Raw genomic sequence first — 15058 nt, forward strand, 5'->3', positions numbered from 1 at the left:
GGGGATGAATGCAAAAGACATTGTTTTATGTAATAAGATATAACATATTATCCCAAAAACAACGCTTAAATGAAATTAATCTAGAATTTATTCTGTACTTATTTCTTTTTAATGATATAATATGTAACATAATATAACATTAATGAAATGGGGTAGAGTAAATGGATTTAGCAAGTACCGGATTTGTATTTATTTCTAGCATTTTGGTTTTATTCATGACACCAGGTTTGGCGTTCTTCTATGGAGGTTTAGTTTCCAAGAAAAACGTTGTTAACACTACCATGTCAGTGTTCATTATGACTGGATTAGCAGTTATTTTATGGGTTGCAGTTGGTTATAGTTTATCTTTTTCAGGTAACATTGGTGGGTTTATCGGGGATTTATCGAACCCATTCATGCATGGAATTGATTTGAACTCATTGACTTCAACTAAGATTCCAGTAAGTATTTATTCAATTTTTGAAATGATGTTCGCTGTTATAACCCCAGCGCTTTTCGTTGGTGCAATTGTTGGAAGAATTCGTTTTAAATTTTTATTATGGTTCGTAATTCTATGGTCCATTATTATTTACTACCCAATGGTACATATGGTGTGGTCACCAAATGGTATTTTAGCTTCATTAGGAACACTAGACTTTGCTGGTGGAACCGTTGTTCATATTAATGCCGGGGTGACTGCCTTAGTATTATCAATTTATTTAGGCAAACGTTTAGACTTTGGTAAAGAAACTAAACACTACAATCTTTCTTGGGTGCTTTTAGGAACTACAATCCTATGGATCGGTTGGTATGGTTTTAACGCTGGATCAGCACTAGGCGTTAACAATATCGCAATGCAAGCCACTATGACTTCAACTGTCGCTGCAGCTACTTCGATGATGGTTTGGATGTTATTAGACATGCACTTTGTTGGTAAACCACAATTAGGTGGTATCTGTACTGGTACTCTTTGTGGATTAGTTGGAATTACTCCTGCTGCTGGTTTCGTTACTATTACTGGTGCTTTTGCAATTGGAATTGTTGCGACGCTAGTAAGCTACTACTACTGCAATGTTTTAAAGAATAAGATTGGTGCTGACGATACCCTAGATGCATTTGGTTGTCACGGTGTTTCTGGAATGGTTGGTAGTATCATGACTGGTCTATTGGCTACTAAGTCAGTTAACAGTTCCGTTGTTGATAACGGTCTATTCTACGGTGGTGGTATGAAACTATTCGCTACCCAAATTATTGCGACTTTAGTAACCATTATCTTCGTATCAGTAGCCTGTGCCGTAATTATCGTCCTATTAAAACTAGTAATGCCAATGCGTGTTACTAAGGATGAAGAAATTAAGGGTCTAGATATCGCGGAACATGGTGAAACAGCTGATTACATGGTCTTCTATGGTGATACTGGTGTTGATCACTCTAAAGATATCGAAGTTAATGCTGATGAATTCAAGGGACAAATCAGTCACTTGGATAATCCAAATTTACCTAAAGATTAAAAATTTTTCATAATCTAAAAAGCCTGATGCGTCAGGCTTTTTTTACCCCTAATTAAAAATAAATTAGAAATAAATTAAAAAATGTGTTGACTTTTATAATTTATGGAATTAGTATTTATATCAATCAAACAAATCATTTAAACAAAAAGATCGGGAGAGTAACCTAGGTTGATAGTTCAGAAAGTCTGCGGTTGATGTGAGCAGATCGAATTAACTTAAGTGAAGATGGCCCGTTAATTGGCAGCGTCGATACTTATTAAACGCTGATGGGTTGGCAACCATTATTAATTGCACACGTTGATAGACGTTAGTGAGGGGTGTAGTGTAAACTGCACCTAAATTAGAATGGTACCGCGGAATCCGCTTCTAGCTTATAAGCTAGGAGCGGATTTTTTTGTTGATTTGATTGAAAAGAAGATAAATTTTAAGGAGTGATTGATATGACACAAGTAGCAACTAAGACAACTCATTTTGATATCGTAGGAAGTTTTCTACGTCCCAAAGAATTAAAAGAAGCACGCAGCGCATTTATTAAAAACGAAATTGATCAAGCACAACTAACAGCAGTTGAAAATAAGTTAATTCAAGATTTAGTCCAAAAAGAAATTCAACATGGCTTAAAAATCGTCACTGATGGAGAATTCCGTCGTAGTTACTGGCACTTAGACACATTCTGGGGATTTGATGGAATCAAGCATACTCATCAAGAACACGGCTACATATTCCACGACGTTGAAACTAGAAATGATTCAGCGCAAGTTGAAGGCAAAATCAAATTTAATCCCAACCATCCAGACCTATTAGCGTTTAAGTTCTTACAAGCACAAGTTGCTGATAACGAAGATGTCATTGCTAGACAAAGCATTCCATCGCCAGCTCAATGTTACGCTGAACTAGTTCGTGGTCCTGAAAACATTGCTGCATTAAAAGCAGTATACGGGGATGATTTAGATGCAGTTATCCATGACTTAGGATTAGCCTACCATGACTTAATCCTAGCTTTATACGATGCTGGTTGTCGCGATGTCAAAATCGATGACTGTACTTGGGGCATGCTTTCAGATAAGGACTTCTGGAAACTAATGACTGATGACGTTGATGACTTACAAAGACTACAAGAAATCTACTTAGCCTTTAATAACGAAGCCATCACAGATATCCCAGAAGACTTACGTATTAGCACGCACGTTTGCCGTGGTAATTACGCATCAAGTTGGGCCGCTCAAGGTGGTTACGACACTGTTGCAAAAGAACTATTTGGTAAAGAGAATGTGAATGCTTACTACCTAGAATTCGATGATGACCGTTCAGGCGACTTCGCGCCATTAGCTGAAGTGACTGAAGGAAAAGACGTTGTCTTAGGACTAGTAACTTCTAAGAAACCAGAACTAGAAGATCCAGCAGTACTAATCAAACGTGTCAATGAAGCAGCACAATATGTGGATTTGAAACACCTATCATTAAGTACTCAATGTGGTTTTGCTTCAACCGAAGAAGGGAACCATTTAACAGAAGAACAACAATGGCAAAAGATTGAATTAGTGGTCAACACAGCTAAACAAATTTGGCATGACTAAAAATATTAATATCGATGATTAGAAGAGTAAATTAAGGTCATTTCAGAGAGCTATCGATGGTGAGAAGATAGTATGTAAATTAATTTATAGATGGTCTATGAGATATCAGCTATGTGAATGGCTACGGAGTGATTAACGTTAACTAATCAATCGTAAAATACGATAAGCGGATAACTAAGATAGTTATCAAACCAGGTGGTACCGCGCTCAGGCGTCCTGTTGAATTTATTCAACAGGGCGTCTTTTTTATTAGGAGGTGACGAGATGGTCCAAACAAATATTATTACGTTAAAAGCAGTCAACAAGATTTTTTCTGAAGATGAAAATGCCAATCAAGTATTATCCGGGGTCGATTTAAAGATTCCAACCTGCAGCATCTTCGGGATTGTCGGTTACTCAGGAGCGGGGAAATCGACGTTGATTCGTTGTATCAATGGATTAGAAACCCCAACTTCTGGAACCGTTCATTATCAAGATACAGTAGTTAATCAATTAAACGCCAAACAATTAATTCAACTTCGTGGCGAAATCAGTATGATTTTCCAACAATTTAATTTGATGCCACAAAGAACCATCGCCCAAAATGTGGCATTGCCAATCAAGTACAAACATTTAGATAAGCAAGTCATTAACGATAAGGTCGACAAATTGTTAGACCTAGTTGGTTTAAAGGATAAAAAGAATGATTATCCATCATCACTATCTGGTGGGCAAAAACAAAGAGTCGCCATCGCCAGAGCATTGATAAATGATCCGAAAGTATTGCTTTGTGATGAAGCGACTAGTGCGCTAGACCCAGAAACTACCGATTCGATTTTAGCGATTTTAAAAGATCTAAATACCAAACTCAAAATCACAGTTGTAATTGTGACGCATGAAATGAAGGTGATTGAACAGGTTTGTGATCAAATCGCTGTCCTAGATAACGGTAAAATCGTCGAACAAGGGGATGTCTACGATGTCTTCGCTCATCCGAGTCAACCAATCACTAAGCGTTTTGTCGATACTACCACTAATCTAAAAATTGATAAGGCAATGTATGACGCATGGCGCCTACCAACTAACAGTTTGTTAGTTCGAGTTACATACAATAATGAAAATACAATTGATCCAGTGATTTCAAATGTTGCTCGCAAGTTTAACGTTGATATCAGTATTTTATTAGCTGATATCAAACTAATTCAAAATAAATTAATTGGTGGTCTGATTATCTCAATTGAAGGATATGAAGACGACATCAAAAATGCATATGAAGATTTCATTCATAACGATGGGGTCTTAGTGGAGGTGATTGACGATGTTGAATAACTATTTTCCAAACGTAGCGCAAAATTGGCAGGCGTTTACCCAATCGATTCAAGAAACGGTTGAGATGGTCATTCTTTCCGGATTAATCGCATTTATTGTCAGTATTTTTCTCGCTATTATTCTGATTATCACCAAACGCGGCGGGATTAAGGAAAACTTCATCTGCTTTAATATCTTTGATAAATTAATTAACCTCTTCCGAAGTATTCCATTCATCATCCTAATCGTCGCCTTGATTCCACTTACTACTTTGATTTCAGGCACTGCGATTGGAGTAAGCGGAACTATCTTCCCACTAGTAGTTGGGATTACACCATTTTTCGCTCGTCAAATTGAATCGGCGTTAAATGATATTGATCCAGGCTTGATTGAAACCGGGAAAGCAATTGGGCTTACCAACTGGCAAATCGTTCGCGGGATTTATTTACACGAAGGCATCGTCAGCATTACCCGCATGACCACCACTACCATTGTTAGCTTGATTGGTTTAACCGCAATCGTCGGCGTTGTCGGCGGAGGTGGTTTAGGAAACTTCGCCATCCAATATGGTTACCAACAAAACCAATTCGACGTCACACTTGCATGTATCATCGTTTTATTAATTCTAGTCACAATCGTGCAAATCATCGGTACTTTAATTGCCGACATTTTAACCCGTTAAGGAGGGTTTTATTATGAGTAAACCAGTAAATAGTAAAAATAAAAAAGTGCGTATCTTGTCATTGGCAGTTGTCGCAGTATTAGTCATTATCGTCGGCTTTTTCATCGCTTCCGGAAACAGTAAGAAAGAAAATACCGCAGATAAAAAAGTGGTTACCGTTGGGGTACTAGGTAGTACCGATGTTCCGATTTGGAAACAAGTGAATAAAGAACTAGCCAGCAAACACATCTACGTTGACTTAAAAGTCTTCAGTGATGGTGAAGCGCTAAATCAATCCACCAACAGTGGTCAAATTGATATTAACTCATTCCAACACTATGCATTCCTAAATCAAGAAATTACCCAAAAGAAGTACAATCTAAAGGCAATCGGAAACACTTATATCCAACCTTTAAACATCTACTCTAAGAAAATTAAGAGTGTCAAAGATCTTAAAGAAGGCGACAAGATTGCGATTCCCAATAACCCAACTAACGCCGGTCGTGCTTTGAAGGTCTTAGAAAAGGCGGGCTTAATCAAGACTAACCCAGCCAAAGGTTACTCACCAACTTTAACTGATATTATTTCTAACCCTAAGAAGTTAGACATTATCGAAGTGGACCCAGCTGCCATCATTAAATTATTACCTGATTTCGCCGCTGGAGTCACTAACTCAAACTACGTTCAAGCTAACCACTTAAACCCAGCTAAGGATGCGATTTATGCGATTGCTCCAGATGTAAACGATTCTTACAACCAACCATGGATTAACATCTTGGTAACTAAGAGTTCAGAAGCTGATAACGCCACTTACAAGGAGGTGGTAAAAGCGTACCATTCTAAAGCGGTTTACAACTTGATCAAGGACAAATATAAAGGTGTCGATGTCCCTGCATTTAAATAAAAATTAACGATTACGTTTTTGAAAGGAAGAATTTATTATGACAAAAGTAAAAACAAAAGTAGAAAGTTTCACACTAGACCACACTGCTGTTAAGGCTCCATATGTACGTTTAATCACCGAAGAAAAAGGTCCTAATGGCGACACTATCGCTAACTTCGATCTGCGTTTAGTTCAACCTAATGAAGAAGCAATCCCAACAGCCGGATTACATACCATTGAACATTTATTAGCCGGTTTATTACGTGACCGTCTAGATGGTGTCATTGACTGTTCACCATTTGGTTGCCGTACTGGTTTTCATTTGATTACTTGGGGTAACCCTGGTAACGAAAATGTTGCTCGTGCGCTAAAGGATTCACTTCGTGCCATCAGAGATGACATTGAATGGGAAGACGTTCAAGGAACTACTGCTGAAAGCTGTGGTAACTACCGTGACCATTCATTATTCTCAGCTAAAGAATGGTGCAAGACCATCTTAGATGAACAAATCAGTACTGAACCATACGAACGTAAAACAATTTAATTATTAATTGGAGGTGGAAATATGAGGGTGTTAAATGATATTTGGCTCAAAATCATTTTATTGCTTCTTTTCTGGATTGGTTACTTTGCATTAATTAGATGGGCCTATATTGGTAAGCACCATATTTTCCATCACGTTAAAGATAAAAAGAAATCAACCATCTAAGTGCTATGTACGAAAAAACGTCGAGAAATTTTTTCTCGGCGTTTTTTAGATTTTAAAATCATCAAAATTTAAGTTTAATTCTTCTTGATGGGCAGTATCTTTTTGGCCATCTTCTAAATAATTTTGGTCTTTGCCATGAAGATAACCATTAATTAATTGATAAACTTCGTAGCGATCGCGTTGGTCTAAAGTATGATTACCAAAAGTTAGTTCATTTTCAGCCATTAAGGTTGCACCCAAATTGACGTGTTCAATCGAAGTGCGCCCAGTTAAATAATCCATACTTACATTAAAGTATAGCGCAAGTTTTTTAATTTCAACATATGAAGGTGAACGAATGCCACGTTCCCAATTACCAATTTGAGAAGGTGTGTTTTTGTGTTCATCTTCTGGAAATTTTTCGTTTAAATTATTTGCAAGTTGATTCATGCTGATATTTTGCCCTTTGCGGAGGGCTCTTAATCGAATTGGAAACATTTCTAACACCTCTATGGTTATTATAACTGAAAATTAGATAAATAGTTCGCTAGTTGCTTTTTAATTCCCGACAATCTATACTCAAATTATCAAGTATGGAGAAGGAGAAGCACCTTGAAGAACAAACTTAAGGGTTTAATTATAACTTTAGTAGTTTTAATTTCACTAACTGTGATTGGTTTAATTGGGGCGGGAATGTATTTTTATAACGTCGCTGTGGTTCCATCACATAAATCGTTTTTAAGCAATGAAAAAGTCAAACCAGATTCACCACTATACGAGGGAACCAAGTGGTATCAACAAGTGAAGAAGATTAAGTGGACGCAAGAATCAGTCGGTGGTCATTTAAAGTTAGTTGCCAACTATATTCCAGCAACTCATCAAACTAACAAGACAATTGTAATCGCTCATGGGTACATGGGTAATAAGGAAAAAATGGCGCCATACGCCTACATTTTCCATCAACTAGGCTATAACGTCTTAACACCAGACGACCGTGGTCAAGGTCAAAGTGAGGGTAATTACGTCGGTTATGGTTGGCCGGATCGCCTCGATTACATTAGATGGATGAAGAAAGTCATTGAGTATAATGGGGAAGATTCGCAAGTCGTCATGTTTGGGGTCAGCATGGGTGGTGCCACTACCATGATGGTTTCTGGTGAAAAGTCAGTACCGCATCAAGTTAAGGCCTTTATTGAAGACTGTGGTTACACCAGCGTTGCTGACGAAATCAATTACGAAGCGGGGCAACTTTATCATATGCCAGCCTTTCCAAAGTGGCCATTAGTACCAATCTTAAGTGGGATTACCCATCTTCGTGCGGGCTACAGTATGTATGAAGCTTCTTCGCTAGATCAAGTGAAGAAGAATCATCGTCCAATGTTATTCATTCATGGGGGTAAAGATACCTTCGTACCAACCAAAATGGTTTATCCATTATATAATGCCACCAAAGGTCCTAAAGAATTATTAGTAGTTAAAAACGCAGCGCATGCCGCTTCTTATCAAACCAATCCAAAGTTGTACGTTAAAACAATCAAAGGATTTTTAAATCAATATTTTAGATAAAAACCAAGGCGATTAATCCAATTTAGTCGTCTTTTTTGTTTTTTTTGATGACTTTCGGTGTAACAATTTGTCCTGAAAATGTTATTATAGATATATGTATAAAAAATCCTAAAACATACATTATAACAATCATAAAAAATATTTAAAAATCAGAAAGGAGGGCGCTTTTTGATTGAAATTATGACCGTCTTATTCCTAATTATCGGAGTAGTTATCGGTATTTGGTCCAGCAATATGCGTTTTAAAATGCAAATTCAAGATGCCAAAAAGAAAGCTCAAGCTCATTTAGCATCAATTAAACAAGATGCGGAAATGAAGTCACGACAAATCATTTCAGATGATAAAGAAGACATTGTGCAATACCAAGAAATTGCCAATGATGAAATTCAATCACAAAAAGAAGAAAATGAAACGCGTGAACAACGTTTAGATCAACATGAAAAGTACTTAGAACAAATGAAGACTCGTTTGACCAAGTACACTGATGATCTAAATGAACGAGCTAATGAACAAAAGAAGATTCAAGATGAAATTGATGACATTTTGCACCAAGCTGAAGATATTCATGAACAACGTGAATTAACATTGCAATCTATTAGTCACATCGATAAGAACTCAGCTCGTCAAACTGTTTTGAGCAACACCGAAAACCAACTTCGTCGAGAAAAAGACATAGAAGTTAAATATAACTTATCAGAAAGCAAAGTCGCTGCGAATAAGATTGCTAACGACTTAGTCATCGAAGCGATTCAAAGTGGTCCGCGTGATGAACCTCGAAGCCACATTGAACGCAATATTAATTTACCTAGTAATGAAATTAAAGCGAAGTTAGTTGGTAAAGATGAACAACATATTCGCTTAATTCAAACCTTAACGGGAACGGATTTAATCTTTGATGAAGATTATCCATTGTTACTACACATTGTGACCCATGATCCGGTCAGAAGAGAAATCGTACGCACCACTATCGAAAGTCTCGTTATCTCTCGTCATTTTACTAACAGTAATATTGAGTATTTGGTGAATACAACTACCCAAAAGGTAAACGCTGCATTGCGTGAAACTGGTGAAACTGTTGTTCATTCACTGCATGTTGGTAGAATGCACCCTGATTTAATGAAAATTATTGGGAAGCTGAAGTTTAGAACCAGTTATGGTCAAAACGTTCTTTACCATTCGATTGAAAGTGCGCAATTAGCGGGCGCATTAGCTGCGGAATTAGGTTTAAACACCCAATTAGCTAAGCGTGCAGGACTATTGCATGATATCGGAAAAGCAATTGACCATGAAGTTGGTGGAACTCACGTTGAGTTAGGGGCGAAACTAACTCGTGCCTTCAATGAAAATGAAGTCGTGGTTAACGCAATTGAATCTCATCACGGTGATGTTGAACCAACTGATCCAATTTCAATTCTAGTTGCGACTGCTGATGCGATTTCTGGAGCACGTCCAGGAGCACGTAGCGAATCGATTGAAGAATATGTAACTCGTTTACGTAATCTGGAAAGCATTGCTAATCAACATGATGGTGTTCGTGATAGTTATGCTATTCAAGCCGGTCGTGAAATTCGAATTATCGTTAACCCAGAAATGTTGGATGACGATAAGAGTAAGTCTTTAACCAAGCATGTTAAAGATCAAATTCAAGACGAATTAACTTACCCTGGTAAGATTAAGGTTACTACCATCCGTGAACTAAAAGCGGTTCAATACGTTGGGAAGACCAAAAAACGCAATCATAACGCAATTAAAGAAGCATAGTAATTATAAATTAAAAGAGCATCCAATAATTGGATGCTCTTTTTTATGGTCGATAAATGACTTCAAAGTTATGGTTGTTTTCAGCTTTGATAGTTTCGTGATGGTGAAGGTAATCGGCGATTAACTGACTCATCATGCGGTCATCTGATTTGATAATTTTATCTTGGTCAAACATTTGATAGTTACCACCACCAACGGCTCTATAAATATTTAAAACAATGTTTAATTCAACATCATCAGCGAGTGGTTGATCATGATATGTGAGGTTTTCAATGCGATGGCCAACTGGCTTGGCGACATTGATAGTGTAGTTGACACCTTCATACATGTCATAATTATAGTGTTTTAATTTTGGAAAAATATAATCACGGTTCACACATATTTGACCGTCTTGATAGTCAAAGTATTTGGCGCTAGTTTCCATCGCAGCTTTTAATTCAGCACCTGTGATTTTTAAAACGGCTAAGCTGTTAGGATAAACGTAGTTGGTAATAATATTTCTCATGGTAATGGGGTTTTCAAATCCGTGCGCTTCATCGTTGAATAAGGCGGTTGCGGATAGGTCGACGCCCATGGTTTGCATTTGAATTTTTTGAATGAATTGAATAAAACTAGTTTTGTGTAAACGAGCGACAAAGGCGTCATCAAAGTCCATTTTTCCATCAATATGTGCCATTGGTTCATCTAACCAGACATCAATTGAAGTTTGAAGGTCATTTAATTGGTGGGCTAGCTCTTCATCGATTTTGTATCCGTTAGTCGCAATTAGTTCGGCTTCACTGTTGTCGACATAATACTTACCGTTTTCATCTTGTTGAACGTCCAATTCGATGTGCCCGATATATTCGCCACGGTGGCCGGGTTGGATAATGGGAACGCCTAATAGGTGTCCAGCAATCTTTCTGTGTTGGTGACCGGTAATAATCGCGTCAATATTGTCGACGTGTGCCAAAATGTCATAAGTTTCGTTTTCACCATTTAGGACTTCTGTTGGGACACCGTCTTCATCACGTTCGATTCCACCGTGATAAATAATCACGTTTAAGTCGGTTTGTTCACTCATTTCAGGAATGTATTTAGCGGCAGTGTCCTTAGCGGAAAGGAATGTTAGTCCGGCTAAATTCTCATTTTTCTCCCATTTAGTAGTTCCTTGCGTGGTTAGTCCCAAGAAACCAATTTTGATGCCATTGATTTCTTTAATTTCATAAGGGGCACCAAAAGGATGGTTACCGTCTTGATCAATGATGTTGGCACAAAGGAAGTGTCTGGATGATTCTTTAATTGTATTTTTTAGGTAATCTAATCCATAGTTGAATTCATGATTACCTAAAACGCCAAAATCATAGTCCATCGCGTTAAAGACATTACTGATTTGGGCAGGGGATGATTGATGCTTAATTTCTGCAATATAATACGCTAGTGCAGAACCTTCTAGAAAATCACCATTATCGATTGCAATAACGTTATCTAAGCGTTGGCGTAAGCTTTTAAACGCACTAGCACAGCGAAGCACGCCAAATGGCTTATCGTCGAATGACTTTACGTAGTTAGTAGGAAAGATAAAACCATGTGAATCACTAGTTTCTAAAAGATTTATTTTCATCGAAATCACCTCCAAAATTTATATCCATCGATTTATGTTGAGTTGTGTATATTCTATCACTTTTCCTTCAGTTAGAAATTAAGAAATGATTAAGGTTTTCTCATCTTAAGAAAAATTTAAATTGATTTATCTTCTATATGTGTTAGTATAATTACAGTTGTTCAGTTTACAAATAGTAAGCGAGGACACAAACCATAATTGTTTTTTACTAATACTTAAGCGATTAAGGGGTGATAAAATGTTGAATCTTTACGTTGCACCAAGTAGTGCATCAAGTCGTAAGGCTAGAGCATGGTTAAAAGCTCATGATATCTCATTTAGAGAAAGAAACATTAACTCGAACCCATTGAATGCGGATGAAATAAAACAAATTTTACGTCTAACTGAAAATGGTAGTGAAGATATTATTTCAACTCGATCCAAGATTTTCAAGAAATTAGACATTGATTTTGATAGTTTATCATTATCAAAGCTAGTTAGTTTAGTGGTCAAATATCCCGACCTTATTAAACGCCCAATCGTGTTTGATGACAAGCGCTTGGAAGTTGGTTACAATGAGGAAGAAATTCGTCGTTTCTTACCACGTTCCATCCGTGAAACTGAACTAAAAGAATTAGAATCACAACTGGAAGCTTAATATTGTAAAGTGACGGCATTACTTGGTAATGTCGTTTTTTTGTCCACTTAGATAGGAGTACACCATGATTAAAATGATTGCGCTGGATTTAGATAATACCTTACTAAATTCCGACAAGAAAATAAGTACCGCTAATCAAGAAACTTTAAAAGTGCTACATGAACAAGGTATCGCTGTAGTTTTATGTACCGGAAGACCAGTTAATGCGGTCTGGCCATATGTTGAACAACTAGATTTATTAGGTCCTAACGACTACACAATTACCTTTAATGGTGGGATGGTTATTAAAAATGATGACCAATCGGTGTTAAACCAAAAGAGTTTATCCAAAGCTGACTTCAGTTTAATTCATCAATTTGCATCTGACCACCAATTACCTTTGGATATCTTAGATTTCAAACAAGTCTATGAATTAACCGACTTAGTTAAATCTACATATAAAGAAGTCTTAAATTCACCATTGGAATTTGAGCAAATCGATTTTACTGACTTACCAGAACAAGAATACAGCAAGGCCATTATGTCTGAACAGGTGGCGACATTAGATCAAGCGCGTGCGGATTTACCAGATGAAATTAAGAATAGTTATCAAATTGTCCGTTCACAGCCGAAAATCATGGAATTTCTGCCTGAAAACATGAGTAAGGCTTATGGACTAGAAATCTTATTACATCACTTAGAATTAGATTTTACGAACTTAATGGCATTTGGTGATGCTGAAAATGATCAAGAAATGCTAAAGGCAGCCCACATTGGAGTAGCGATGGGTAATGCTTCTGATGAAATCAAAGCGATTGCAGACGACGTGACTTTAGATCATGATGAAGATGGCGTTGCCGTGTACCTTCATCATTACTTTAATATGTAAAATAAAAAGCTTACCATCGCGGTAAGCTTTTTTGTTATTTGTTGTTTGCAAATAGGTAGTTTAAGTATTCCATGAATGTCTTTAGGTAGCGTTTTTCATCTACTTGAATGGCAACGCTGGCACTTGGATTGGGGTCATCTAGCTTGGCAGTGTCTCCAGTAGTACGACCGTAGTTTAATTCACCAGTGTGAACTAATAAGTCGATGTCTAGAGTTTGGACAAAACTAGGGTCACAAGCAACCCCAACCGCAAGTGGATCGTGTAATGAACAACCACCTAATTCTGGGTACATTTCGTCATAAATATCGATGTAGTAATCAACAATATCTGCGAATTTTTCACCGGCTACAGTACCTAAATCTCGCCATTGTTGAGTTTCTTTTTTTGTTAATAGAGTTCTTAAAGTAACATCTAGCCCCACCATAGTATCGTGTAATGGACTTCTGAATACTTCGTTTGCAGCAGTCGCATCTTGATTAATGTTTGCTTCAGCTGCGTCAGTAACGTTACCAGGAACAGTTAGCGCTCCACCCATTAAAGTCACATTACCAATTAGGTTCGCAATTTCAGGATCTTTGCGAAGTGCTAATGCTAGGTTGGTTAGTGGACCAGTAGGGATAATTGTTAAATCCTTACCGTATTTGTGAGCGGCTTCAATCATGAAATCGACACCAGACATGTCTTCCACTTGGCGACTTGATGCAGGAAGTTCGACTTCACCGACACCGTTTACCCCGTGAATATGGGCAGAGACATCCATTACTTCAAAACTATCAGTTTCTAGTGAATGAGGTACTCCTTCAAAAACAGGCACATTGGTAGCGCCTAATAAATCTAAAATTTGTAGAGAATTTTTCGCAGCTTGTTCAACTACCACGTTTCCGTATGAGTTAACAATCCCTACTAAGTCTGCGTTTGGAACAGCGACAGCGTATGCGATGGCCATTGCGTCATCGATACCAGTGTCTAAGTCCAAGATAATTTTTTGTTTTGCCATAATGAAAAACCCTCCCAATAATATTCCCCTCACGGATCTTCGTTGCGTCCGTGAACATTTTTCATTAACTCAATTATATGGACTTTTACCGTAAATTGAAAGGGGAATTCCGTAATTTGTTCATTAATCCAGGTAAAAAGACGAACAAATTACTTAAAAATTAGAAAAATATTAATAAAAAAGCACTCATTTCATGGAAATGAGTGCTTAGTTTTAATCTCTAAATAAGAATTCTGCAATGGTCTTATCTAAAGTAGGATTTTCATGCAACATTGAATGTTCAGCAGAAATTGGATCAGATTGGTATAAGTAGAAAGTGTAGCTCTTAACGTATGGTTTAACTAATTTACCCATTGGTTTAACAATATCAACAGCTTCTTCACCATCGGTACCGAAGTTGTAAATTTCACCAGCAATATTGAAGACCTTCAAATTGCGAGGTAAGTTTTTAACACGTTTATCTTTTGGATCGTAATCATTGGCGATACTTACGAATTTGTTAATCTTTGGTGCATCCTTTTGATTAGGATTTCTTACCATGTATTCATAAGCGATTTGACCACCTGATGAGTGCCCTAAGAAGTTTACTGATTTAATGTGATAAGTCTTATATAGGTAAGTCATCACATTTCTCATTTGCTTAGCTTGCTTGATTGGATGAGTATTGTCTTCAAAAATTAATTGAACTAATGGATTGTCAGCGGTAATCTTCTTTACATATTTTTTCATGGTAGTGACTTTACCATTACTTGAAATATGGATACGAAGCGCACGCTTAGCAATTCCATGATCGTTAAATTGATTGATGAAGTCATCGGTAGAAACAGCGTTACCACCGTATCCAGGAATGAAAATAGTTGCTGTTCTGGTCTTTTCCACTTGAAGACCATTTAGAACGCGCCCTCTAAAAATCCAGGCGGTAGTAGTAAACAGGGCGATTGCTTCAATTAGCAAGATAATCCCAATGATAATTTTTCTGCGTTTGCTGTGCATAATTGTTCTTCCTTTGCTAAAGTATAATTATAAGATATATGATATAT

Annotated in this window: 15 protein-coding genes and 2 other annotated features; of the genes, 11 read left to right on the forward strand and 4 right to left on the reverse strand. The window is 37.2% G+C overall.

Annotation, left to right across the window (positions count from 1 at the left end; all coding sequences use genetic code 11):
• Positions 1-161: 161 nt before the first annotated feature.
• The 7 genes from ABWU86_RS05610 (at position 162) to ABWU86_RS05640 (ending at position 6607) form a co-directional block, all read left to right on the forward strand.
• The gene (locus tag ABWU86_RS05610) at positions 162-1490 is read left to right on the forward strand and encodes an ammonium transporter (protein WP_353321902.1); all 1329 of its coding nucleotides are present in this window, start codon (positions 162-164) and stop codon (positions 1488-1490) included.
• 137 nt (positions 1491-1627) lie between these two features.
• Positions 1628-1861 (forward strand) — a binding site (T-box leader).
• Positions 1862-1930: 69 nt separating this feature from the next.
• Positions 1931-3067, forward strand: a complete 1137-nt coding sequence (locus tag ABWU86_RS05615; RefSeq protein WP_353321904.1) for a 5-methyltetrahydropteroyltriglutamate--homocysteine S-methyltransferase — start codon at positions 1931-1933, stop codon at positions 3065-3067.
• Between the two features lie 5 nt (positions 3068-3072).
• Positions 3073-3289: a binding site (T-box leader), on the forward strand.
• Positions 3290-3331: 42 nt separating this feature from the next.
• Entirely contained in the window at positions 3332-4375 is a 1044-nt protein-coding gene (locus ABWU86_RS05620; protein WP_293793993.1) for a methionine ABC transporter ATP-binding protein, read from the forward strand.
• Positions 4365-5036 carry a methionine ABC transporter permease gene (locus tag ABWU86_RS05625; protein WP_353321906.1) on the forward strand — a complete coding sequence of 224 codons (672 nt, stop codon included), beginning with the start codon at positions 4365-4367 and terminating at the stop codon, positions 5034-5036. The genes ABWU86_RS05620 and ABWU86_RS05625 overlap by 11 nt, the downstream gene beginning before the upstream one ends.
• 13 nt (positions 5037-5049) lie before the next feature.
• Complete coding sequence (locus ABWU86_RS05630; protein ID WP_353321908.1) at positions 5050-5919, forward strand: MetQ/NlpA family ABC transporter substrate-binding protein; 870 nt, start codon at positions 5050-5052, stop codon at positions 5917-5919.
• 37 nt (positions 5920-5956) lie between these two features.
• On the forward strand, positions 5957-6442 hold the full coding sequence (locus ABWU86_RS05635; protein ID WP_053949571.1) for an S-ribosylhomocysteine lyase: 486 nt from the start codon (positions 5957-5959) through the stop codon (positions 6440-6442).
• A gap of 21 nt (positions 6443-6463) precedes the next feature.
• Complete coding sequence (locus ABWU86_RS05640) at positions 6464-6607, forward strand: hypothetical protein (RefSeq protein WP_293793987.1); 144 nt, start codon at positions 6464-6466, stop codon at positions 6605-6607.
• Positions 6608-6652: 45 nt separating this feature from the next.
• Here the strand turns inward: ABWU86_RS05640 and ABWU86_RS05645 are convergent, their stop codons facing one another.
• Positions 6653-7084, reverse strand: coding sequence for a helix-turn-helix domain-containing protein (locus tag ABWU86_RS05645; RefSeq protein WP_293793984.1), 432 nt, complete (start codon positions 7082-7084; stop codon positions 6653-6655).
• A 114-nt stretch (positions 7085-7198) separates the two neighbouring features.
• Here ABWU86_RS05645 and ABWU86_RS05650 point away from each other — a divergent pair, with 114 nt between their 5' ends.
• Positions 7199-8152 carry an alpha/beta hydrolase gene (locus ABWU86_RS05650; protein ID WP_353321911.1) on the forward strand — a complete coding sequence of 318 codons (954 nt, stop codon included), beginning with the start codon at positions 7199-7201 and terminating at the stop codon, positions 8150-8152.
• A 168-nt stretch (positions 8153-8320) separates the two neighbouring features.
• Positions 8321-9913, forward strand: coding sequence for a ribonuclease Y (rny, locus tag ABWU86_RS05655; RefSeq protein WP_293793980.1), 1593 nt, complete (start codon positions 8321-8323; stop codon positions 9911-9913).
• Between the two features lie 43 nt (positions 9914-9956).
• Here the strand turns inward: rny and ABWU86_RS05660 are convergent, their stop codons facing one another.
• Positions 9957-11516, reverse strand: a complete 1560-nt coding sequence (locus ABWU86_RS05660; protein ID WP_353321914.1) for a bifunctional metallophosphatase/5'-nucleotidase — start codon at positions 11514-11516, stop codon at positions 9957-9959.
• Positions 11517-11754: 238 nt separating this feature from the next.
• On the opposite strand from ABWU86_RS05660, the gene spx reads away from it, so the two are divergent.
• Both spx and ABWU86_RS05670 read left to right on the forward strand, forming a co-directional pair.
• Positions 11755-12153: a transcriptional regulator Spx gene (spx, locus tag ABWU86_RS05665; protein ID WP_353321916.1), complete on the forward strand. Its 399-nt coding sequence runs from the start codon at positions 11755-11757 to the stop codon at positions 12151-12153.
• Between the two features lie 64 nt (positions 12154-12217).
• The gene (locus ABWU86_RS05670) at positions 12218-13021 is read left to right on the forward strand and encodes a Cof-type HAD-IIB family hydrolase (RefSeq protein WP_353321918.1); all 804 of its coding nucleotides are present in this window, start codon (positions 12218-12220) and stop codon (positions 13019-13021) included.
• Positions 13022-13055: 34 nt separating this feature from the next.
• Here the strand turns inward: ABWU86_RS05670 and ABWU86_RS05675 are convergent, their stop codons facing one another.
• Both ABWU86_RS05675 and ABWU86_RS05680 read right to left on the reverse strand, forming a co-directional pair.
• Positions 13056-14018, reverse strand: a complete 963-nt coding sequence (locus ABWU86_RS05675) for a nucleoside hydrolase (RefSeq protein WP_293793972.1) — start codon at positions 14016-14018, stop codon at positions 13056-13058.
• 213 nt (positions 14019-14231) lie between these two features.
• Positions 14232-15011: an alpha/beta hydrolase gene (locus tag ABWU86_RS05680; protein ID WP_293793969.1), complete on the reverse strand. Its 780-nt coding sequence runs from the start codon at positions 15009-15011 to the stop codon at positions 14232-14234.
• Positions 15012-15058: the final 47 nt, after the last annotated feature.

The sequence above is a fragment of the Apilactobacillus pseudapinorum genome, from assembly GCF_040369555.1.
Taxonomy (GTDB): domain Bacteria; phylum Bacillota; class Bacilli; order Lactobacillales; family Lactobacillaceae; genus Apilactobacillus.